General features: G+C 35.9%; 27 protein-coding genes. 18 read left to right on the forward strand and 9 right to left on the reverse strand.

Annotated features, from left to right (window positions below; genetic code table 11):
• Positions 1-51: 51 nt before the first annotated feature.
• On the reverse strand, positions 52-459 hold the full coding sequence (locus tag RUH95_RS12775; RefSeq protein WP_313893269.1) for an ester cyclase: 408 nt from the start codon (positions 457-459) through the stop codon (positions 52-54).
• A gap of 32 nt (positions 460-491) precedes the next feature.
• Positions 492-1,271: an MBL fold metallo-hydrolase gene (locus RUH95_RS12780; protein ID WP_313893270.1), complete on the reverse strand. Its 780-nt coding sequence runs from the start codon at positions 1,269-1,271 to the stop codon at positions 492-494.
• Between the two features lie 128 nt (positions 1,272-1,399).
• Between RUH95_RS12780 and RUH95_RS12785 the strand changes: the two genes are divergently transcribed.
• The 4 genes from RUH95_RS12785 to RUH95_RS12800 all read left to right on the forward strand — a co-directional run bounded on the left by RUH95_RS12785 (position 1,400) and on the right by RUH95_RS12800 (position 4,016).
• Positions 1,400-1,810: an Lrp/AsnC family transcriptional regulator gene (locus tag RUH95_RS12785; protein WP_313893271.1), complete on the forward strand. Its 411-nt coding sequence runs from the start codon at positions 1,400-1,402 to the stop codon at positions 1,808-1,810.
• A gap of 261 nt (positions 1,811-2,071) precedes the next feature.
• Positions 2,072-2,947 (forward strand): DMT family transporter, encoded by an 876-nt coding sequence (locus RUH95_RS12790; RefSeq protein WP_313893272.1) that lies wholly within the window; start codon positions 2,072-2,074, stop codon positions 2,945-2,947.
• A 228-nt stretch (positions 2,948-3,175) separates the two neighbouring features.
• A complete protein-coding gene (locus tag RUH95_RS12795; RefSeq protein WP_313893273.1) occupies positions 3,176-3,466 on the forward strand; it encodes a DUF1871 family protein in 291 nt (96 codons plus the stop codon).
• A gap of 181 nt (positions 3,467-3,647) precedes the next feature.
• A complete protein-coding gene (locus tag RUH95_RS12800) occupies positions 3,648-4,016 on the forward strand; it encodes a hypothetical protein (RefSeq protein ID WP_313893274.1) in 369 nt (122 codons plus the stop codon).
• Positions 4,017-4,539: 523 nt separating this feature from the next.
• Here the strand turns inward: RUH95_RS12800 and RUH95_RS12805 are convergent.
• Positions 4,540-5,166 (reverse strand): hypothetical protein, encoded by a 627-nt coding sequence (locus RUH95_RS12805; protein ID WP_313893275.1) that lies wholly within the window; start codon positions 5,164-5,166, stop codon positions 4,540-4,542.
• 168 nt (positions 5,167-5,334) lie between these two features.
• Here RUH95_RS12805 and RUH95_RS12810 point away from each other — a divergent pair, with 168 nt between their 5' ends.
• The 7 genes from RUH95_RS12810 (at position 5,335) to RUH95_RS12840 (ending at position 11,378) form a co-directional block, all read left to right on the forward strand.
• Positions 5,335-6,282, forward strand: a complete 948-nt coding sequence (locus RUH95_RS12810) for an L-threonine 3-dehydrogenase (protein ID WP_313893276.1) — start codon at positions 5,335-5,337, stop codon at positions 6,280-6,282.
• A 148-nt stretch (positions 6,283-6,430) separates the two neighbouring features.
• The gene (locus RUH95_RS12815; protein WP_313893277.1) at positions 6,431-8,047 is read left to right on the forward strand and encodes a long-chain fatty acid--CoA ligase; all 1,617 of its coding nucleotides are present in this window, start codon (positions 6,431-6,433) and stop codon (positions 8,045-8,047) included.
• Between the two features lie 231 nt (positions 8,048-8,278).
• The gene (locus tag RUH95_RS12820) at positions 8,279-8,776 is read left to right on the forward strand and encodes a GNAT family N-acetyltransferase (RefSeq protein ID WP_313893278.1); all 498 of its coding nucleotides are present in this window, start codon (positions 8,279-8,281) and stop codon (positions 8,774-8,776) included.
• Between the two features lie 361 nt (positions 8,777-9,137).
• On the forward strand, positions 9,138-9,614 hold the full coding sequence (locus RUH95_RS12825) for a hypothetical protein (RefSeq protein ID WP_313893279.1): 477 nt from the start codon (positions 9,138-9,140) through the stop codon (positions 9,612-9,614).
• Positions 9,615-9,806: 192 nt separating this feature from the next.
• Positions 9,807-10,328 (forward strand): DUF5412 family protein, encoded by a 522-nt coding sequence (locus tag RUH95_RS12830; RefSeq protein ID WP_313893280.1) that lies wholly within the window; start codon positions 9,807-9,809, stop codon positions 10,326-10,328.
• A gap of 64 nt (positions 10,329-10,392) precedes the next feature.
• Entirely contained in the window at positions 10,393-10,800 is a 408-nt protein-coding gene (locus tag RUH95_RS12835) for a hypothetical protein (protein WP_313893281.1), read from the forward strand.
• 74 nt (positions 10,801-10,874) lie between these two features.
• On the forward strand, positions 10,875-11,378 hold the full coding sequence (locus RUH95_RS12840; protein WP_313893282.1) for a ClbS/DfsB family four-helix bundle protein: 504 nt from the start codon (positions 10,875-10,877) through the stop codon (positions 11,376-11,378).
• Between the two features lie 48 nt (positions 11,379-11,426).
• Here RUH95_RS12840 and RUH95_RS12845 read toward each other — a convergent pair whose 3' ends face one another.
• The 5 genes from RUH95_RS12845 to RUH95_RS12865 all read right to left on the reverse strand — a co-directional run bounded on the left by RUH95_RS12845 (position 11,427) and on the right by RUH95_RS12865 (position 15,529).
• Positions 11,427-12,767, reverse strand: coding sequence for a YjiH family protein (locus RUH95_RS12845; RefSeq protein WP_313893283.1), 1,341 nt, complete (start codon positions 12,765-12,767; stop codon positions 11,427-11,429).
• Between the two features lie 106 nt (positions 12,768-12,873).
• Positions 12,874-13,560: a bacillithiol biosynthesis deacetylase BshB2 gene (gene bshB2 / locus RUH95_RS12850; protein ID WP_313893284.1), complete on the reverse strand. Its 687-nt coding sequence runs from the start codon at positions 13,558-13,560 to the stop codon at positions 12,874-12,876.
• Positions 13,561-13,572: 12 nt separating this feature from the next.
• Positions 13,573-13,923 (reverse strand): YojF family protein, encoded by a 351-nt coding sequence (locus RUH95_RS12855; RefSeq protein WP_313893285.1) that lies wholly within the window; start codon positions 13,921-13,923, stop codon positions 13,573-13,575.
• Between the two features lie 446 nt (positions 13,924-14,369).
• On the reverse strand, positions 14,370-15,203 hold the full coding sequence (gene thiD / locus RUH95_RS12860) for a bifunctional hydroxymethylpyrimidine kinase/phosphomethylpyrimidine kinase (RefSeq protein WP_313893286.1): 834 nt from the start codon (positions 15,201-15,203) through the stop codon (positions 14,370-14,372).
• Between the two features lie 65 nt (positions 15,204-15,268).
• Positions 15,269-15,529: a hypothetical protein gene (locus RUH95_RS12865; protein ID WP_313893287.1), complete on the reverse strand. Its 261-nt coding sequence runs from the start codon at positions 15,527-15,529 to the stop codon at positions 15,269-15,271.
• Between the two features lie 103 nt (positions 15,530-15,632).
• On the opposite strand from RUH95_RS12865, the gene RUH95_RS12870 reads away from it, so the two are divergent.
• From RUH95_RS12870 to RUH95_RS12900, 7 genes are all read left to right on the forward strand, one after another.
• Positions 15,633-16,385 carry a DUF4230 domain-containing protein gene (locus tag RUH95_RS12870; protein WP_313893288.1) on the forward strand — a complete coding sequence of 251 codons (753 nt, stop codon included), beginning with the start codon at positions 15,633-15,635 and terminating at the stop codon, positions 16,383-16,385.
• Positions 16,382-17,044, forward strand: a complete 663-nt coding sequence (ung, locus tag RUH95_RS12875; RefSeq protein WP_313893289.1) for a uracil-DNA glycosylase — start codon at positions 16,382-16,384, stop codon at positions 17,042-17,044. The genes RUH95_RS12870 and ung overlap by 4 nt, the downstream gene beginning before the upstream one ends.
• A gap of 37 nt (positions 17,045-17,081) precedes the next feature.
• Positions 17,082-17,261, forward strand: a complete 180-nt coding sequence (locus RUH95_RS12880; protein ID WP_313893290.1) for a uracil-DNA glycosylase — start codon at positions 17,082-17,084, stop codon at positions 17,259-17,261.
• Positions 17,258-17,500, forward strand: coding sequence for a YwdI family protein (locus RUH95_RS12885; RefSeq protein WP_313893291.1), 243 nt, complete (start codon positions 17,258-17,260; stop codon positions 17,498-17,500). The genes RUH95_RS12880 and RUH95_RS12885 overlap by 4 nt, the downstream gene beginning before the upstream one ends.
• Positions 17,501-17,519: 19 nt before the next feature.
• The gene (locus RUH95_RS12890) at positions 17,520-17,900 is read left to right on the forward strand and encodes a DUF423 domain-containing protein (RefSeq protein ID WP_313893292.1); all 381 of its coding nucleotides are present in this window, start codon (positions 17,520-17,522) and stop codon (positions 17,898-17,900) included.
• 207 nt (positions 17,901-18,107) lie between these two features.
• Positions 18,108-19,658: an AbgT family transporter gene (locus RUH95_RS12895; protein ID WP_313893293.1), complete on the forward strand. Its 1,551-nt coding sequence runs from the start codon at positions 18,108-18,110 to the stop codon at positions 19,656-19,658.
• Between the two features lie 22 nt (positions 19,659-19,680).
• Positions 19,681-20,856: a M20 family metallopeptidase gene (locus RUH95_RS12900; protein WP_313893294.1), complete on the forward strand. Its 1,176-nt coding sequence runs from the start codon at positions 19,681-19,683 to the stop codon at positions 20,854-20,856.
• A gap of 29 nt (positions 20,857-20,885) precedes the next feature.
• On the opposite strand, the gene RUH95_RS12905 is transcribed toward RUH95_RS12900, so the two are convergent.
• Entirely contained in the window at positions 20,886-22,649 is a 1,764-nt protein-coding gene (locus RUH95_RS12905) for a GAF domain-containing protein (protein ID WP_313893295.1), read from the reverse strand.
• Between the last annotated feature and the right edge of the window lie 2 nt (positions 22,650-22,651).

Raw genomic sequence — 22,651 nt, forward strand, 5'->3', positions numbered from 1 at the left:
GAAGAGACCCATATAGGGTCTCTTTCCTTACAAATAAACTTATTTTTAAACTTAAACCTTTATTTGTCGCATGATGTCATGAATATCTACAAAAGATCTTTGCTCAATAATTTTGCTTTCAGAAATACTTAAAAGTATCATAAGTGAAAATCTAGCTTCTTTTCCAGTTGCAGAGACACCGGCAAATGGGATACCGGTATGTTTTCCTTCAAAGATAAAATTAGCGGCTACAAGATTACCTTCAGCTACCATTTCTACAATGGGCATTTTAAAGCCTGGGAAAGCATCAAAGTTTTTCTTTTCTGATTCAATCAATCCTCTCACACCTGGAAATGGGGTATTAATTTGTGGATAAAATACATAGTCTTCATGACAAAAATCTCTAAGAGCATCATAGTTCTCTTCTTCTATCGTTTCAAAAAAACGGCGAACTAATTCTTTATTAGCTTCAACTGACATAATTACAACTCTCCAATTTTTTTGTTTTCACCTTAAAATGAATAAGTTTCCCCGTCATCTGGCACTGACACATTAGACGAGATTCTTTTTTCGTTAATAAAGCTCTTTAATTCTTCTCTGGACAGTCCCCAATGGTTTACAGCTTCCATGTGAACAGCAATGATTTTTGCATCAGGGGCAGCATTGTACACTTCAAATAAATCTTCTTTCCCCATGACAAGAGAACCACCCACAAGGAATTGATTATTTCCTGCATTGGCCACAATGATTTCCGGTTTTTGTGCATCGATGATTTCTTGAACTGCTTCATACCATACTGTATCACCAGTAAAATATAGTGTTTTCTCATTTGAGTGTTTGAAGACAACGCCACACACTTCACCAGCATGCTTTAAGATTTCGCCTCTACCATGTTCGCCTTTTGTTTTAATCAATTGAATAGCTTCATAAACTGTATTCTCTTGTAAAACCTCCACATTTTTGAAACCGGCGTCTCGAATTTCTGTCGCATCGTCATCATTTTGGGCAAATATTTTTATTGCTTTTGGCAATGCATCTTTAGCAGCATCATCCCAGTGGTCAGGATGCAGATGAGTGACAATGACAGCATCAATATTAGATATTATATTGTCAATAGATGTCGGTAAGCTTACCAAAGGATTATTTTGGTATTCTCTTGGCGCAGGGGGTAAACCAACACCAGTTCCAAAAGGCGGCATAGTCCCTTTTTCTGCTAACATCGGATCAATTAAAAACTTTTTGCCTGCATATTCTACAACCGCTGTTGCATTTCGAATGTGATGTATATTCATATTTATTAACTCCTTTTTTGATATTTTCTTGGTACAATGTATAGTCTATACTATGACCCATTGACGGATACAGAGACTAAATAAAGTCTTTTGCTCGTTTGACTTTATAAATGAAAGGAGTTAAATAAATGTTAGATAAGACGGACATTCGGATCTTAGATGAACTATCCAAGAATAGTCGGAGCACGATGAAAGAATTAGGTGAGAAAGTCCATTTGACTGGACCAGCTGTTTCCGCTAGAGTGGCGAAATTAGAAGATCAAGGAGTAATTGAAGGTTATTCAATTAACGTTAATAGAGTAAAATTGGGGTGTTATATACATGCTTTTATTATAATCATTACGCAAAGTACTTATCATGAGCCTTATTTGTCGTTTATAAAAACGCAAGAACAACACTTAATCAGTAACTATAAAATAAGTGGGGAAGGTTGTTACCTTCTCGAATGCAAATTTCCTTCTAATGAAGTAATGAATGATTTTTTGATAGCCTTAAACGAACATGCAAACTATAAATTATCGATTGTTATTGATAAATAGTGGATAAATACAGTGGAGAGCCTGTGAATCAATGTACTTAAACTAACGAGGTGCTTTACTTGAAGAAGGAGTACAGCCTTTTTACTTATTGAACTAAAGCAGCAGGTTAGTGGAAGGAATGGACTGCTAGTAATTTTAGTCTATCCCCATACGGATAAAATCTTCAGCTACAATATTAAAATTGGAATATTATATAATGGTTATGGAGAGTTTATTGAGCTTTTTAGAATACTATTTATAAAGACAAAGGAAGTAGTTTACTTGAATTATTTTATGTATATAGCTTGTATGCTTATATGGGGATTGAATTTTATAGCCGTTAAAATTCAAGGAACAGAAACCTCATTAGAAGCTTCATTATTATACAGATCTATTATTGCATTTGTTCTTTTCTACATATTATTAAAGATAAAGAAAATCAAGATTATGAAAGCGAATGTTAATTTTCTAACGGTTATTGGCTTCGGTGTGTGTAACTTTGCGATAAGTTATCTATTACTTTACTATGGTACAATTTACAGCACTGCTGCTCTCGTGACATTAATCTTTTCTTTAAAAGCTATTATCACACCCATTTTTCTAAGCATCGCGTTTAGAGTGAAACTTGAACCCCGAATATACTTAGGAGGTTCGCTAGGCTTATTAAGCGTAATCATTATTTTATACCCAGATCTTCATACTATTTCTTCAAATTTTATTTTAGGAATTATTTTGGCATTCGTTGGAACGGTTATCACTTCAGTTGGTGATACATTGTCTTATTACAATAATAAAAAGCAAATTGAGCCGATTACAGCTAACACCATTGGTATGTTTTCAGCAATTATTCTAATAACGCTGATAACTTTTGGAAGTGGAAAAGACATTAATTTTCCAAGCTCTTTAGATTATTGGATTGGATTACTCTATTTAGCTATTTTAGCTTCATTTGTAGCGTGGTTATTTTATTTATATTTGATTAAAAATGTTGGTGCTGCTGAGAGTAGTTATATGGTTGCGATTTTCCCAGCAATTGGTGGATTTGCAAGCGTTATGATGGGAGAATCAACTCTTTCTTTTAATCTGATTATAGGAATAATTCTAGCTATGTTAGGAGCTTATATTGCTTTAGCAAAAAAAGTAAACCGTGAACCTTAGAATTTTTCTACTATGTTTTCATCAAACTTTTTTGGAAAACTAAATTTACCTCAAAATCAAACCCAGGCATTTTAAACAACCTCTTTTCAAAATGCCAGGGTTTATAGGTTTTTTCACTAACGGGTGCTTTACTTCAAGAAGGAGTAGAGCATTTTTTACTAACGGGGAGGTTAGTTTAATAAGGGTGTAGAATAAATCGCTAAAAATACAATTTAAAAGAGGGATATTATGGACCACTACCAAATTGTAAAAGAAGTAATTAATGAATGGGACCCGAAGTACCTTTTACGTTACACATCTGAGGATGAATATGATCGAGAAATAAGTCTCATTGTTTCGCTATTACCAACTGTAACTTCTGTTGAAGAATTAGCTGTAGTGATACAAAAGGTCTTTGATAAAATGTTTTCGGTGAGTGAAGCACATTCGATTAATAATTGTTATCCAAGTGCATTAAAAATTTGGAACAAAGTTAATAACAAATTTCCAAATGTAAAAAAACGACATAATAAAAAGTAATATTATTAATCTAACGGTTACTTTACTTCAAGAATAACGCTATTTTCTTATTGAACTAACGCGGCAGTTTAGTTTAACAAGAAAGTTTTTGTTAAGTGAGCTAAATTTATGAAAAGTATAGTGAATAGAAGATGAACAAAGTACAATAATTGAAATTAGGGGAAGAAATGAACAACCAAAGGTGGAGTATGAGAAATTAGACATCTATGAATCTTCTGGTCAAGAAATTTCATCAATTGCTCAGTATTTATTAGCTCCTTTCATATTAGTTAGTTCTAGTGGCATATTGGATATTCCGATAAACGATTACAAGACTTTCAATAAAATTGTAAAAGAAATAGCCCCTCACTTCAATAAAGTTGTAAAAATTACAACTGATGAAAACCAAATAGTAATTAGATTGCAGAATCTTAGAGAAAGCTCAAAAGTACATTTTATGAATCTAAAAGAAAATCGTAAAATTAATGCAGTTGTAAGTGATATATATATTCAGAAGCGACTTCAAGTTGGGGAGAATCATTCACACCAAAAGAATATAAAGTTAATCTAAATCTTGTAAGAAATACAGCTAATCATGATATTTTATCAATGTGGGATTTTTTTGAACATACTTTTGTGCAGGCAAATGGAGGAATGGCTATAATACCAAGTGGGTGGTCATTTGATGAATCCTTTAAAGACAGAATTGCAGTTCAAGCTCTTGCAAGAGTTTGCAAAGAAATGATAGTTACAGTTAATATTGAGAATAATTTAATTACCTCTATTCTAATAAGCTAAAATACTTTCTTATTCAACTAACGGGTGGTTTAGTTTAACAAGCTAAGTCAACAATCGTTGGCTCACATTAGGAACATAACGCGTCGTAACTCTGAATCCCAACCTTAGATGTATTGAAATAACATTTCAGCTCTACTAACCGAGTAATCAGTCATCAAAAAAACATGAATAGTGAACAACTTTGTAGAAACACTAATTACGAAGTTGTTCACTTTTTTATTATTAGGAAAAATTTCAAGGTTCCATCAATTTATAAAAAAAGGAAGTAAAAAAGCAGCCACAATCCGGCTACTTTTTTACTTCTCCATATTCGCAAAAGAATAGACAAGATTAAATTTTTGTACACCTCGGGCATGTTCGATACTAGTATTCGCATGTGTGCGAAATGTAAGCATGTCGTCGTTTTGTTTAGCGATGAGTGCTTCTATTGCATGCGGCATCCATTGTTGTTTTAAATTTGCTTTTAGTGTGCGGGCCTCGTCGAAATTGCCTTTCAAAGCTTCCGCATATGCGATGTAGTATGTACGGAGAGGGTCTTTGCTTATTTGTTTAGCTAGCTGTTCAATTTTAGAGACATGATGTTCGTGTAAGGCTAAATTCGTTTTGTATACTTCCTGAACGTATGGCTGTTTATATTTCATTAAAATAGCTTGAACTGCTTGGATAATTTTTTCCTGATTTCCATCTTGAATTGCGAGTGGATAAGCAAATATTGGTTTTCGTTTGTTTTCATTTAAATAACGTTCGATTCGTTTTAAGTTATTTGATTTGTATATAGTAAACATTTGAGGACCCATCATGATGAGTAAATATAATACAACAATGCTACCGTAAATAATCCAAATTGGAATTTCTAGCATTAACAAAACTACTGTAAGAGCGACACCTACTAAAAAAATCAAAAGAAATCGTAAAAATTTCATATTTTCCTCCTTTTTGTCTATTGTAGCATATCTAATTTGTATTCTTTTATTGTGTTTTAGGAAAGAACATCATATAATAATAACTAATAAAACCTTGTTAAATCAATGATTTTACTAATATAATGTTCTTTCCAAAAATACACTTGTTTTTCAGAAGGAGAAATTAACATGAAGAAGATTATTGTCACCGGAGCTCTTGGTCAAATTGGTTCGGAATTAGTTACGAAACTTCGCAATACATATGGAACAGAAAATATACTGGCAACTGATATAAGGAAAGCATCTGCTGATGTGACAGAAGCAGGTCCTTTTGAAATTTTGGATGTAACAGATGGAGAGAAGATGCATCAGCTTGCAAAGGATTTTGGAGCAGACACGATGATGCATATGGCTGCACTTTTATCTGCAACTGCGGAAGAGAAACCATTGTTTGCTTGGAATTTGAATATGGGTGGCTTGATCAATGCACTGGAGGCTTCGAGAGAGCTGAATATGCAGTTTTTCACACCGAGTTCGATTGGAGCTTTTGGACCTTCTACTCCTAAGATGAATACGCCTCAAGATACATTGCAACGTCCAACGACAATGTATGGTGTAAATAAGGTGTCGGGTGAGCTGCTTTGTGATTATTATTTTCAGAAGTTTGGATTAGACACTCGTGGCGTGCGTTTCCCAGGTTTGATTTCGAATGAAACATTACCAGGTGGGGGAACGACGGATTATGCAGTGGATATTTATTATAAAGCGTTAGCAGAAGGGAAATACACATCGTATATTGCGGAAGGAACGTATATGGATATGATGTATATGCCGGATGCGCTTCAAGCGATTGTGGATTTAATGGAGGCAGATTCTTCTCAATTAATTCATCGAAATGCATTTAATGTAACGGCAATGAGCTTTGCGCCAGAGCAGATTGCTGCATCAATAAAGAAAGTGATTTCTACATTTACACTCGATTATGATGTTGATCCTGTTCGACAAGCAATTGCAAATAGCTGGCCAGATTCGATCGATGCTACTGCTGCAAAAGAGGAATGGGGCTTCCAAGCGAAGTATGACCTGGATTCTATGACGATTGATATGTTAGAAACGTTGAAAAGAAAAGGTATATAAAATAAATGTCGACTTGCCAATTGGTGAGTCGACTTTTTGTTGGTAAGAATTACAAAATTAGTGGTAGCGCTTTCAATTTGTTTTAGGTACAATAATATTATAATAATAGTCTTTAAATTCTGATTATTACAAAAGGGGATGAATGGTTATGATGCAAACACCGCTTTTATTGACAGATTTTTTAAAGAGAGCAGAAAGGTATTTTCCGAAAAAGCTGATTATTTCAAGAACAGGCGAAAATTCGATTCATCGTATTCCATATAGGGAGTATGCGAAGCGAACTCGAAAGCTGGCAGATGCGCTAACGAAGCTTGGGATGACACGGGGCATGAAAGTGGGATCTTTTGCGTGGAATCATCACCGACATTTAGAAGCATATTTCGCAGTACCATGTGCAGGGTCTGTATTGCATATGATTAATATTAGATTATCGCCGGAGCATATTGTGTATATTATCAATCATGCCGAAGATGAAATTATACTAGTAGATGCAGATTTATTCCCATTATTTGAGAAGATTGCACCGATGCTAAAGACAGTAAAGCATTACGTTATTATGAAGGATGGTATGGATTTACCGGAGACGACGCTGGAAAATGTCCATTCTTATGAGCAGTTGTTGGAAGATGCTTCGGATGAATTTGTATTTCCAGAGGATCTAGATGAAAATACGCCAGCAGGAATGTGCTACACTTCTGCTACAACGGGGAATCCAAAAGGTGTAGTCTATACACATCGCGGGCTTGTATTGCATAGTTATGCGCTTGGTCTTGCGGATTCGATGGGGCTTCGCGAAAATGATGTTGCGATGCCAGTTGTGCCGATGTTCCATGTAAATGCATGGGGGATGCCTTTTGCAGCGGTGAATTTTGGAACGACGCAAGTGTTGTCTGGACCAGGGTTTAATCCTGCAACATTACTAGATTTAATCGAACAGGAAAAAGTGACGCTCACGGCAGGTGTACCAACGATTTGGATGGCTGTATTGAATGAGCAGGAGCAGCGACCGAGAGATTTGTCTTCTTTACGTGCGATTGTTTGTGGAGGGTCGGCTTCTCCAAAAGGATTAATCCGTGCGTTTGAGGAAAAATATAAAGTACCGTTTATCGTTGGCTACGGGATGACGGAAACGACTCCAATTGTCAGCTTATCAACATTTACTTCGTCGATGAAAAATATGACGATGGATGAACGAATTGATATGCGTGCACTACAAGGGTTAACGGTGTCAGGTTTAGAAACTCGTGTTGTCAATGAAAACGGTGAAGTACCATGGGACGGCAAAACGATGGGTGAGTTAACGGTTCGTGGCCCATGGATTGCAGACGAGTATTACAAAGATGAACGGACGCAGGAAGCTTTTAAAGATGGTTGGTTATACACAGGGGATATTGCTGTGATGACAAAGGATGGCTATATTAAAATTACAGATAGAACAAAAGATTTGATCAAGAGTGGCGGCGAGTGGATATCGTCTGTAGATTTAGAAAATGCGCTAATGACACATGAAGCAGTCGCAGAAGCTGCTGTTATTGCCGTTCCGCATGAAAAATGGCTAGAGCGTCCACTTGCATGTGTTGTATTAAAAGCAGGTTATGAGGATCGTGTGACAAAAGAAGACTTACTCACTTATTTAGAAGGAGAATTTGCTAAATGGTGGGTTCCAGATGATGTTGTATTCTTGAAAGAAATTCCGAAAACTTCAGTAGGAAAGTTTTTGAAAGCAGCTCTGCGTAGTGAGTTGAGTTCATCTTATAAAAAATAAAGATTGATAAAATCATCTCTTATTTCCTAGGGATGATTTTTTATTGGAGCATTTGCTAAAAAAGATGAATTAAATATAAATTTTATTTAAAAGAACAGATAAAAGTCATGCTGTAAAAATAAAGGAATATTGGTGGTGTATAACGAATAGTTTAAATTGGATCTAAAAAGATATGATTTATACTTTATGGATGGATCTATTTATGGAAAACAGAACATTGGGGGCAAGGAAATGTTAACGAAGGAGCAGGAAGTGTTAATAAGTAAAGACGGATTTTATATTAGTACCGATAAAAGTTTATTGGATGTGGAAATCATTTATAATTATCTTAGTAAAGAATCCTATTGGCTTGAAGGTACGTCTAAGGAATTGGTTATAGCTTCTATTGAAAATTCAACTATTTGTTATGGTATTTACGATGGAGACCCTACTAAAGGGATGCCGAAACAAATAGGTTTTGCCCGTGTCCTATCTGATATGGTTAGGTATTCGTGGTTAGCGGATGTATTTGTACTCCCTGAATTTAGAAAAAAGGGAATAAGTAAATGGTTAATGACCAATATCACAGAGCACCCAAAATTGAAAGGAACGAATTTTCATCTACGTACAAAAGATGCTCATTCGCTTTATGCACAATTTGGTTTTAAGCCTCTAGAACAAACAGAAAAGAGTATGGAAAGACCACTTAATTGGGATGCTATAAATGCAATATATAAAGTAGATAAATAAAAAAAACAGACACTCACAAGTTTCTCTTGTAAGTGTCCGTTTTGCATTATTAAAACAGTAAATGCGTTACTGCAGCAATAATTGCTGTTCCGCATGAAAAATGGCTAGAGTGCTCACTAACATATGTTGTATTATAAGCAGCTTTGCGTAGTGAGTTAAGTTCATCTAAAAAATAAAGATTGATAAAAATCATCTCTTATTTCCTAGGGATGATTTTTTATTGGAACATTTATTTGTCTCAAGCGTTTTTAAGTAAAGGATACGATTGTTCAATAGAGCAGTCGTTTTTCATTAACGAAGCGGTTTAGTACAATCAGGATTATAATTTGGTTATGGGAAAATTGATAAGGTGGTTGTTAAAGTGCAAATAAATGCTATATTTTATAAAATACAAAAGGGGACTGTTTCTACTGAGGACTATGTAAATTGGTCGCATAATTTACTAGAAAACGATGTGTCATCACCAGCTATAAATATAATTTCTTCATATTCATTTGGTGAAAGTATTTTCGAAGTAGAAGTTTATTTTAAAAGAGCTTTAAATGAAATGGCAATAGAGGAACCAGCCTCTGAGATATGTGCTAGAGCCTATATAGGTCATTTAGCAAATAAAATATTAATTGCAAATAACCATTCACTGGCATTTGACTTAGCTTATATGATTTTTTGGGTTGTTTCCTCGGATTTAGATTATCCAGATGATTTGATGGAGTGGTACGAAATAAGTGAAATGATTGATGAATTACGATTTGGTGATATACCTACAGAGTTTAATGCAGACGGGATAATATCAAGGATTAAAAATGAGGCAAATATTTTTTTAGGGTTGAATAATTAGTAATTCATCTTTAACTAACAGGTGAGTTAATTTAAGAAGGATTAATGTATTTTTACTGAGAAGTAAATATCTTTATAGAACTTGGGCTTCAAAAAGTTTAGAAAGATGAGGATCTCTTAACTATAGGAAAAGGTTAGCAGAATAAGTAGATTCTTTGCGGAATTCCAGAACTTCTAATCAGGAGGTAATATAGTGAAAAGAAAACATAATTTATGGTCTTTCTTATTATGTTTGCTATTAACAGCTCTTTCCTTGCAGGCTTTATACGCTTCTTATGCTGCTTCTTGGTCAATAGCGCCATCTACTTCGGTTTTATGGTTGCTCACTGCTATTACTTTTTTTATGGGTGTTTCAGGATTTAGAGACAAAAGCAGCAGGGGAGCAAGATGGAGAAGTTGGCTCACTGTTTTAATCGCATTTCCTCTTTCAGCAATTTTTCTCTTAGGGACAATAGTGAATGCTTCTGCAAGAGAATACATTTCAACAACTCAATCACCAGATTCTAAAACGACAATCGACTTCTACACAATAAACGGCGGTGCGACTACATCTATTGCTGTAGTAGGAATAGTAAATGGTCCACTTTGGTTCAAAAAGGCGATCTACTATGATTACCGTATGGATAAGGCAGATGTAGCTTGGATGAATAACCATACTATAACAATTAACGATCACATGTTGAACTTGGATAAAGGGGAAACTTTTTCGGATTAAAATTCTTTTTACTAATGGGTTCTGGAGTGTTTTTAGTTAAGGGAAGAAACTAAGGAGGGATGAAATGATTAAAAGAAAGACATTAGCATTTATTTTCACAGTCTTACTATCTGCTCCAATTATAGGGTTGGTTTTTATGCTTCTAGAAGGCAGTACAATACGGGAAGTACCTGCATTGATTGCTTTTGTTAGTATGTATACAATTCCTATTACTCTTCTTTGGGGAATTCCTTCATCCATTCTATCTGATAAAGTGAACAAGTACTTTTCTAATAAAAAACGAGTATGCACTGCACTAATTACCCATTTATTTTTTGGCACCAGTTTTGTCATTATATTTATGTTGATTTTCGATTCAAGGTTTATTTTGACAGACAATAATGCTGGTGACGCATACTTCTTAGTCGCATCCAGCCTTATCTCATCCATTGGGTGGTGGATGGACGAAATTTTGAGGGTTTATTTCAAGTGAAGTTATTTTTCTGAACTTTATTACAAGGACATACATTATTTTGTTAATATACAGTAATAAAGGAGGGAACTATTATGATAGCGGAAAATGAAAAAGAAATCCTATTGCTGAATAGCGATAAAAATTTTAAATCATTGCTTGAAATAATTGAATCTGTACCTAGTAGAAAAAGATGCATTTCTATTGAAACAGGGGAAAGAGATAAGAATTTTCGTGATGTACTAATGCATCTGTATGAATGGCATGTAATGCTGGAGAGGTGGTATAGAGAAGGTATGGATGGAGATATTCCTTTTATGCCAGCACCCGGGTTTAAATGGAGTACTATCAAGCTACTTAATATGCAAATTTGGGAGAACTATCAAGATGTAACATTAAATCAAGCTATAAAAAAATTGACGTTAAGCCATGAAAGAGTAATGAACTTAATTAAATTACATAACAATGAAGAAATCATGACGAAAAAATGCTATAAGTGGACAAAAACAAGTAACTTATACAGCTATTTTGCAGCAAACACTTCCAATCATTATATTTGGGCTATAAAAAAGTGTGAAGTTATTGCAAAGTCTATATAAAAAAACAGACACTCACAAGTTTTTCTTGTAAGTGTCCGTTTTGCATTATTAAAACAGTAAATGCGCTACTGCGGCGATAATTGGTAAAGAAATGATTGTACGTAATAAGAAAATAATGATCAAATCTTTTAAATTAACCGGAATTTTCGAACCAAGTAGCAGTCCTCCGACTTCCGACATATAGATTAACTGCGTCACAGACATCGTTGCAATAACAAAACGAGTCAATTCCGAATCAATCGATGCACCTAAAATAGATGGAAGGAACATATCGGCAAATCCAACAACCATCGTTTGCGCAGCTGCTGCAGCTTCTGGTATACCGAATAACATTAATAGTGGTTCAAACGGTTTTCCTAAAATCATGAAGATAGACGTGTACTCTGCAAGCACTAGAGCAATCGTTCCAAATGCTAAAACAACAGGTGCTACCCCAATATACATATCAATTACGTTTTTCAAACCATCTGTTACAACTTTTACAACAGAACGGTTTTTATTCGCAGTAGTTAATGCATTTTCCAAACCATGTGTAAACGCATTGTAATTTTCTGAAAACTTTTCTTTTTCCAAATCTAAAGGACGACCATTTATATAAGTTTCATCCTTCCCTTTAAGTGGATAAATTCTTGGCATTATAAATGCTAAGACAATTCCACAAAGCAAAACAGTTAAATAATATGGTATGAAGTAGTTACCTAATCCAACTTCATCAAGGACCACGATACAAAAAGTAATAGATACAACAGAGAAAGAAGAACCAATTATAGCTGCCTCTTTTTTCGTGTAGTATCCTTCCTCGTACTGTCGGCTAGTTAGTAAAACGCCGATTGTTCCATCACCAACCCAAGAAGTTAGTGCATCAACAGCGGAACGTCCTGGCAATTTGAATAATGGGCGCATAATTTTTACCATCATTGTACCGAAAAACTCTAACAATCCAAAGTTCAATAAAAGAGGTAATAATAAACCAGCGAATAAGAAAATCGTAAATAAGAATGATACTAATCCATCCGGGCTTAATAATAGACCACCTGTATTTTCACTCCAAATAAATTCAGGTCCAACTTGGAAAATGATTAATACTGCAAAAATTGCCCCAACTACTCGTGTAATCGTCCAAAAGATAGACACTTTAAACAAGTTGTTGATAAACGTACTTTTGTATGGAACGAATAAAAATAAAACTGAACCAATAGCGGCGATAAATAATGTTGCGAGTGCAATCCAGTGTACGATAGGCTCTAAAGTACCAGAAAGTAGACTAGCGAAAAATGCAATTGGAATTTTAAGCCCTTCCGAAGTTGGGAGTGGAATCATGAATAAAATAACACCTGCTATTGATGGAAGCAGGAATAACAACCAAGTAGATAATGAAAACTTCTTCAATGAAAAGACCAACTTTCTATATGTGAATATTTATGCATTTATTGTGATCATTTTTACATAATAATTCATGCACATAGAAATGTCTATAAACATAGATTATGTTCTATTATTCGAAATCTTTGCTAAAATCATACGTATAGAAGCGTTCAAAATGTAACCAATTTTCTGCTTCTGGTTCTCCATCAGCTAATCGCTTCTCCATTTCTTCTAGCATCCACGCAGTTTGAGAAATATGAGCTCTCATTGCACCCATTTTTTCTTCTCTAGACTCTTTAATATTATGCACAACATCTGGCTCTCCAAGATCTTCTTTTGAATTGTTAGAGAAAGCAACTGCATAAATAGTTGGTCTACTTTCTTCCGGCATACGACGAATTGCACGAATGACTGCTCTCGCGGTTGCATCATGGTCAGGATGAACTGCGTAGTTTGGATAAAAAGTAATGACCAGAGAAGGATTCGTATCTTCTATTAGATCTTCCATCATTTTAACCATTTTTTCATCGTCTTCAAATTCGATTGTTTTATCTCGAAGTCCCATCATACGAAGGTCTGTAACGCCCATTGCTTTAGCAGAAGCAAGAAGCTCCTCTTTTCGAACATGAGGAAGTGTTTCTCTTGTTGCAAACGGTGGATTACCTAGGTTTCTACCCATTTCTCCAAGTGTTAAGCATGCATACGTTACAGGTGTTCCTTGTTTTATATAAGTGGCAATTGTGCCAGAAACGCCGAAAGCCTCATCATCAGGGTGAGGGAATACGACTAGGACATGTCTTTCATTTGGTAAAGTCATTGTTTTTCCTCCTTAGTAAGTAAACGGTGTTCTGCTTATTTGTAGTGCAACAGCAAGTTTTCCACTTTGATCGTGACCTGCCATTAATAAGCGGCCGTGTTCATCTAACTCAAAATGTGTAATGCCTTGTGCGTAAACCCAACCGTGCGGTAATTTTAGCCCAACACGATGTGGAGACTCTCCAACGACTTTTCCAAGCTCAAATTGAAGCATAACGTTACGGATAAAAGCTCCCGCATTAAATACTTTTTCATCAAAATGTGCAGCATATGCACCATTCGTTGTTTCTAAATGTATATAAACGTCCTCGTTTGCAAATCCGTTTAAATGATTTTGTAATTGTTCTATTTGAACTAGTTCCATTTAAATTGCCTCCTAACATACTGTCTGTTATCAGTATAATGAAAAAAAGTTTATGAAGCGAATGATTGAGATTTTGTTGAAGAAAAAAGTATGTAAGTGGAGGCGGTGAGTTTCGTTACAAGTGGAATGAAAGGTTAATCTAGTATATAAAATCATGCAATTATGTTCAATTTCTATTATTAGGAGCTTGCTTTGTAAAAAATCGCAACAGATTTCGCTTTTTATCGCGTAAATATGAGAATGGTCTGAATGTATTATTTGTGGTGTTTAAAAGTGTGTAATACTTTTTAGTTTGAAAAATGGACGATGTAGTTGGAATTTTAGAGCATTTAATGGAGCGATAGCTCAGCCGATTTCGAAAAGCGTCTGAAGCAGTGGACACCAATGTTTCTAATTTCAATAAAAAAACTCGCAATGCCAAAAATGACTTTGCGAGTAGAGTATTTTTATACAGTTGTTGTCGTAATTTCTGGAGCACCAAATTTACCTTTTGCACCATGAAGAACTGGACCAACGTATTGATTTAATTTCCAACCGTGTGCGATAGCAGCAGAAACGAATTCTTTTGCTTCGAATACAGAGTCAGCTACAGAAAAACCATTTGCTAAGTTAGCAGTTATTGCAGCAGCGAATGTACAGCCAGCTCCGTGGTTAAATGTTGTTTCTGTTTTTGCTGTTTCAAGCAATGTATGAGTTTGTCCGTCGTAAAACAAATCAACTGCTTTTTCGTGTGCTAATTGTTTTCCGCCTTTAATGACAACATTTTTTGCGCCTAGTGCATGAATTTTCTCAGCAGCGGCTTTCATGTCATCAATTGTTTTAAGTGCACCAATACCAGACAGTTGTCCAGCTTCGAATAAATTTGGTGTCACTACTAGTGCGCGTGGAAGTAAAAATTCAATCATTGCGTCCACTGTACCAGGGTTTAATACTTCATCTTCGCCTTTACAAACCATTACAGGGTCGATGACTACATTCGTTACACCTGATGTTGCAATAATTTGACCAGCTGTTTCAATGATTTCTTCTGTGCTTAACATACCAGTTTTAATCGCATCAATACCTGTAGATAGGGCTGTTTTCGCTTGACGATTAATCTCTTCCACTGGAAGAGAGAATACGTTATGGCTCCAACCATTATCAGGATCCATTGTTGCAACAACTGTTAGAACATTCATCCCATATGTACCATGCTCTTGGAATGTTTTTAAATCTGCTTGTATTCCAGCTCCGCCTGAAGTGTCAGAGCCTGCAATTGTTAACGTTTTTTTTATAGACATTTCACAATTCCCCTTTATAAGAAAGTTAATATTTTTCATTGTATCAGATAGGTATAGTTTTGCCATTAAGGAAGTCTTGGCGCAGTCCATAACTTAAATAGTATGTAAATAAATGCACATGCAACGACAAGCGTTATAATAGAACCAATGAAAATATCATTCAAAAATAATGAAACTGTTAAAAAGATAAGAAAGCCAATGACTAGAATTACTCCTATATGGAAACAACCCATACCAAAGGTTTTAACCTGTTCTGGAATTTCATCGGAAGAGAGAGCTGCTTGTTCGATTTTTTTTAACTTTTCGCGATAATGTAAATCTGCCATAACGATTCTCCTTTTCTTTATCCTACCATGTTTTGGAGAGTTGTTAATAGTGAAACTTTTCGGTATTGTGAACGTACTAGAATAAGAGGAAAAGAGGGATGATATGAGAAATAGCGACAAAATTCGCGAAATGGAAAAGCTTTTGGAAGAATTGAAGGCGCAAGATAAAGAGTCAGCGGCAACGTTTGCAGAAAATCCTTCGAGGTCGAGTTTTGGTTTTTGGAAAATGCCTCGTGTTTTATATAAATTAGGATCAAAATCATTTCTAATTTTGGTACTGATTGCTGTACTTTTATTAGCTGCATTACCATTTGCCGCTTTTTGGGCAATTAAAGGAAGTACGTTTACGGAAACGAGGGGTTCTTTCGTGGAACAAGTACAAGCGTTGAATGAACTTTCTACTGTGCAAGCATATACAAAAGCAATTGTTGAACGACAAGATAATGCGTTATTTGGGAAAGAGATTGGGTTGGACTTACCGGGGACGAAGCGACAGCTCCTTGTTGTAGTACCCGGAATTGTAAAAGCAGGCGTCGATTTTTCGGAAGTTTCCGAGGCAGATATAAAAGTAGATGAGAAAAATAAAACGGCGAAACTTATACTGCCGAAGTCAACTTTTTTAGGTGGACCTGAGATTTTATTTGACCAAGTGGAAGTATTTTCGTATGAGGGGCTATTTCGTGAAAAAGCGGATATAGATGAAGCATATGAGCTTGCCCAAACGGCGAAGGATATGATGATTGAAGAAACGACGGGACAAGGGATTTTACAGTTAGCAGAGGAAAATGCGGCAAAATCCGTGCAGGAAATGTTTCGTTTAGTAGATTACGATGTGCAGATAGAGTTTAAGGAGTGAGTAAGTTGCTTAGCTGGAAAGAGGTATTAGCAGAGGAATTGGAGAAGCCGTATATTGCTGAGTTGCGTCAGTTTTTAGACGAGGAATATGAAAATCAAACGGTGTATCCAGCTCGTACGGAGATTGGTAGTGCGTTTCAAATGACCCCTTTCCATGAGGTGAAAATCGTTATTTTAGGGCAAGATCCGTATCATGGCGAAGGACAAGCTCATGGTATGAGTTTTTCGGTGAAGCCTGGTGTTTCTATTCCTCCAAGCTTGCGCAATATGTTCAAGGAGCTTTCTAGCGATTTAGAGGTAGAAATTCCGACGACTGGATATTTAGAAAAATGGGCAAAGCAAGGGGTTTTATTACTTAATACGGTACTAACTGTTCGTGCAGGAGAGGCGAATTCTCATAAAGGAATGGGATGGGAAACTTTTACGGATGCAGTTATTCAAAGGCTTTCTGAACGAGCGGAACCGATTATTTTTGTGTTATGGGGCAGGCCTGCGCAGTCCAAAATAAAATGGATTGATCGATCAAAGCATGTTGTTTTAGAAGCTCCACATCCTAGCCCATTAAGTGCACATAGAGGCTTTTTCGGCAGTAAACCATATTCTACGATGAATGCGATTCTGGAGTCGTGGGGGGAGAAACCAATCGATTTTTCTCTCTAATTATGTTAATATATGGAGTGGAAAGTGGGGAAATATAATGGCTGTGAATTGTTTTAAATGCCGACATTTTTTTACAACATGGGATGCGAGAAATCCACGTGGATGTAAGGCTTATGGATTTAAAACGAAGGCACTTCCATCTGTTGTAGTCAAGCAATCCTCAGGCGTGGAATGTTTAAAGTTCGAACCAAAGCAAGAAGAGGGGCAGAGAAGATGATTTCGTATGATCAAATTGTCAGTCAAATAGAAAAACAGCTTCAAAAAGCAAAAATGGGTAGTAATGAGCAAATGAAAAGAGAAGCTTTATCTGCCATCGGTGCGTTATGTGCTGTTGCGCTAGATACAGAGGTTTCTATACCTACTACTATGGCGAGTCCGACTGCTATTCCTGTTTCTATGCAAAGTACACCTCTACAGGACAGCGGCGCAAACGGAGATTCATTATTTGATTTTTGAGAGAAGGTAGGAGACATCGATGAAGTTATTTATTATTGCAGGGGCTATTAATGGATTTTTAGCTGTTGCATTTGGTGCGTTTGGTGCACATGCGTTAAAAGAGCGATTGTCTGAGAAGTATTTAGCTGTTTGGGAAACCGCAGTTCAGTATCAAATGTTCCATGCACTTGCTTTAGTAGCAATTGGTATTTTGATGAGTAGTAAATTATTCGGATCGGTACCTTCATTAAGTGCAGCGGGGTACTTAATATTAGCTGGTATTGTTATTTTTTCTGGAAGTTTGTACGTATTAAGTTTGACTGGTATCGGTATTTTAGGTGCAATAACGCCAATCGGTGGAGTGGCATTTTTGGTTGGATGGATTATGTTAATCGTCGCAGCAGTGAAATATGCAAACTAAATAAAATCATACGTGAAAAGGCTTATCCGATTTTGGATAAGCCTTTTATAAAGCAAAAAACTAATTTACAACTATGAGTAACTTACTGATTGGAATAAAACACAAAAAAAAAATAGTTTTTTGGAATTTGATACATATTAAACGATAGGTCATTTATTGTATAATTCAAATATTCTAAAATTTCGACAATTAAATAGGAGGATTAAAATGACCGTCCATGAAAAAAAACAGAACGAACCTGCTAGTATAGGTAAAAAGAAATTAACAGATCGTTTTTTAGACGTAATTGAAAGAGCGGGTAATAAGCTTCCTGATCCAGTAACTTTGTTTGTCATCATGTCATTGTTGACATTAGGGGCATCATTTATTTTATCTCAATTAGGTGTTAGTGCTGTAAAACCTGGAACACAAGAAACAATTGAGGTCGTAAATCTTCTAAACCGTGAAGGAATCATAAAAGTATTAACTTCTATGGTTAGTAATTTTATAGCGTTTCCACCTCTAGGTTTAGTAATTGTCGTTATGCTTGGAGTTGGAATTGCAGAGTCATCTGGTCTAATTTCAGCATTAATGAAGCGTACGGTATTAGCAGCACCACCAGCGCTTATCGTGCCAACGATTGTTTTTACAGGGATGATAGGAAATGTTGCAGTAGATGCAGCTTTCATCGTATTGCCACCAATTGCGGCACTTATTTTTATGAGCGTTGGACGAAATCCAATTGTTGGATTAGTTGTGACATACGCAGCTGTTGCAGGAGGTTATAGTGCGAATCTTATTATTAACTCACTAGATGTTTTATTAGCGGGAATTACGCAAGAGTCGGCAAGGATAGTTGATCCTACTTATGTAGCAAATCCGACGATGAATTATTACTTCCTTATCGTTTCAAGTTTTATTCTAGTAGCAGTTGGTACTTGGGTAACAGTGAAGTTTGTAGAGCCACGTTTTGGTAAATATCAAGGTAAAGTCGAAAAGCTAGAATCTATTACCGACGCCGAGAAAAAAGGGCTTCGTTATGCAGGAATTTCTGTAGCAATATACGTTGCTATTGTACTGTTTACGATCATTCCTGAAAACGGATTATTACGTGATGCGGAAACAGGGTCAATTATCAATTCACCATTCATGTCTTCCATTGTGCCAATTATGTTATTTCTTTTTCTTATTCCAGCCCTTGCGTTTGGGTTCGGAGCGCAAACATTGAAAAATGATAAAGATGTAGCAGATAAAATGTTTAAATCGATAGCAGATCTATCTCCATTTATCGTATTAGCGTTTGCTGCTGCTCAAATGATTGCATATTTCGGTTGGAGTAATATTGGACCAATCATTGCTATAAAAGGTGCAGAGCTTTTACAAGCAATGAATTTCACAGGCGTTCCAATGATTATAGGTTTCATCCTTATTTGTGCATTTATTAATTTACTAATTGCAAGTGCGTCTGCTAAATGGGCGTTACTTGGACCGATTTTTATCCCAATGTTTATGTATTTAGGTTATAGTCCAGCATTTACACAGATGGCTTATCGTATTGGGGATTCCGTTACAAATCCAATTACACCAATGCTCGCTTATTTTGCCATATTGCTTGCATTCGCTAAGAAGTATGACAAGTCTATTGGGATGGGTACATTAATTTCAGCGTTATTGCCGTTTTCTTTCTTTTTCGCAATTAGTTGGATTGCTTTGTTTGTAGTTTGGTATTTGTTGGGCTGGCCACTAGGACCAGGAGATCCAATATTTTGGAAACAATAAATAAAAAAATGGAGGGATTTAAATGGAAAAATTATTTTCTATTTTAGAACAGCATTATGATGAAATGGTATCTATCAGACGTTATCTACATGAAAATCCAGAGCTATCATTTGAAGAAGTAAATACACCGGCATATATTGCGGCATATCATGAAAAATTAGGACATGAAGTGCGTACAAATGTAGGAGAGCGTGGGGTAGTTGCGACGCTTCGTGGCGGTAAACGAGGAAAAACAGTTGCTTTGAGAGCGGATTTTGATGCACTTGCTATTCATGAACTGAATGATATTCCTTATAAGTCTAAAGTGGATGGAGTTATGCACGCTTGTGGGCATGATGGACATACTGCAACATTGTTAGTGTTAGCAAAGGTTCTTCATTCGATGAAAGATGAAATAGAAGGCAATATTGTATTTATCCATCAACATGCGGAAGAAATTGCTCCAGGTGGGGCTATTGCAATGATTGAAGATGGCTGCTTAGAGGGCGTAGATGTTATTTTCGGTACGCATTTATGGTCAACAGAGCCTTTGGGTAATATTATGCTGAAAAGTGGCCCTCTTATGGCGGCAGCGGATTCCTTTGAAGTGAAAGTAATAGGTAAAGGCGGACATGGCGCAGAGCCACATTTGACGAAAGATGCAATTGTAATTGGTGCTCAATTTGTATCCAATTTACAGCAGTTAGTCTCTCGTCGAGTGAATCCAATTCATCCAGCTGTCGTATCGGTAGGACATTTTGAAGCACTTAATCCATTCAATGTAATTGCGGATACGGCTTTCTTAAAAGGAACGGTTCGCACATTTGATGAAGAAGTGCGGGATTTATTGGAAGTTGAGCTTGAACATGTATTAAAAGCTTCTTGCACCTTGATGGATGCATCTTATGAGTATGTATATAAACGAGGGTATCCCGCAGTTATTAATCATGAGGAAGAAACAGACTTTTTAATAGAGGTAGCAGCAGATGTCACAGGAGTTGAAGAAGTTCGAATTTGTGATCCGATGATGGGTGGAGAAGATTTCGCATATTATTTACAGCATGTGAAAGGGGCCTTTTTCTTCACAGGAGCGCGTAATCCAGAATGGGAAGAAGTGTATCCACATCATCATCCAAGGTTTAATATTGATGAGCGTGCGCTTTTAATTGCGGCGAACACACTTGGAGCAGCGACATTACATTTTTTAAATAATAAATAAAGATAACCGGTGCCAGTAATTGGCGCCGGTTATCTTTTTTTCAGGCGATTATAGAGAAATAGTGCAGCATCTATATTGGAAATGTCTTCTACGTTATCAAAGTTATAGTTAAGTTTTTCTTGTAGCTGCTGAAGTCGGTAATACACTGAATTTTGGTGAAGATGTAGTGTTTTTGCTGTAAGTACCACGTTTTTATTGCAATAAAAATAAGTGTTTAATGTAATCATAAGTTCATTTTTCTCTCCATTTTCGGTAGTAGAGAGGATAGGGCCTAATATTTCTTTTATAAAATAATGTTGCTCTTCTTCATTCAACTCTAGTAAATGGCGCTTAATTCCTAAATCGCGGAAGGATTGTATTTGTTTGGACGTTTTCGAATCAAATGCCTCAAGTGAAATAAGCTCAGCGTCTGTATAGGATATGGATACATGCTGAAGTGAGTTTACTGCACGACCGATTGATATGTGCGAATCAGAATAGATGGAAAGAAATTTTTCAGCAGTAAGCGTAATTCTAGAAAGTGAGTCTTCTGCATGCTCTGTTCGTGACCCGAGTAAGACGAATGTTCCTTGGTAAGAAGGAAATGAAATGACGTAATAATCTTTTGAGAACATTCGCGAAATGGTTTGTTCGAAAATATTCATGGATTGAAAATCAGCAAAATCCAACTGTTCATTTTTAATGGCTAAAATATTGTAATAGACTGCGTCCAGCATGCCGTATTTTTTTAACGAGTGTTGTACTTCAGACGTTAGGTTTTGTTGTAATAGCTCAGATAGAAGTTTTCCTTTTTCTTCTTTTTCGTATTTATAGTGTTCCTGATACTTTATCTGTTCAATGGCAATGATGGAGGAGGCATGTTTAATCATAAGCTCCTTTGTAATTTCAATAGGTGTTTCTAAGCCCTCGATGAGCAAATAGCCAATTGTTCCAAAAGAGGACTGCACAGCGAGAGCATGTCCAATAATACTATTATCTTTTTTTATAGGTAAAATTTGTTGCGAGATTACTAGTGCTTCACTATTATGTTGAATCCATTGTTTATAGTATGGAACGTTTTCAATGGAACGAGAATTAGTCACTTCTAGGTGCAGTAACGGATCAAAGTAAAAAACACGTCCTTGAATGATCGTTGCAAGTTTATCAAACAATGCTTTTAACCCATTTCCTTTCACTGTAGCTTCGTACAATTGATTATGTAATGTTAAGATCGTTTCCAACTGTTTTGTGCGCTCTTCTTGCTCTAGAAAAGTGCGTGCTGTAACGATAGAAATGGCAATTTGACTACCGATTGCTTCTAAAAAGGTTAGTTCGTCCTCAGTGAAGTAGCCGTCATTTAAAAAGTTATCAATCGTTAGAATGCCAATTTTCTTTTGTTGATGGATGATGGGGACCGACATACAACTCTTCGGAATATAACTATGAACAGTTGATTTTAAATAGTATTGAAGGGACTGATTACGCATACTAGACATTGCTTCCTGGATTTGTTGCTCACCATTTATAAGTGTACTTTTTCCAGTTGCAAATACTTCTCCGCTAATTCCTTCACCAATTTGTAGCTTGTTTTTTAAGTACATTTCCTCTTTGAAATTCACAGCAGCTTCAATTTTTAATAGCTCTTCTTCCTCGTCCCAAAGGATTAAGAATCCTGCATCTGCTTTATCAATCGCATTTATAACTTCTTCAATAATGCTTTGGATAAGTTGTTTTAAGCTTTTGTTAGATGTAATATTTTTTGAAACTTGAATAAAAGTATTCAGGCGAAGAAGTAGTTCTTTCTCTTGATTCATTA

It is taken from the genome of Psychrobacillus sp. (assembly GCF_032154225.1).
Classification (GTDB): Bacteria; Bacillota; Bacilli; order Bacillales_A; family Planococcaceae; genus Psychrobacillus.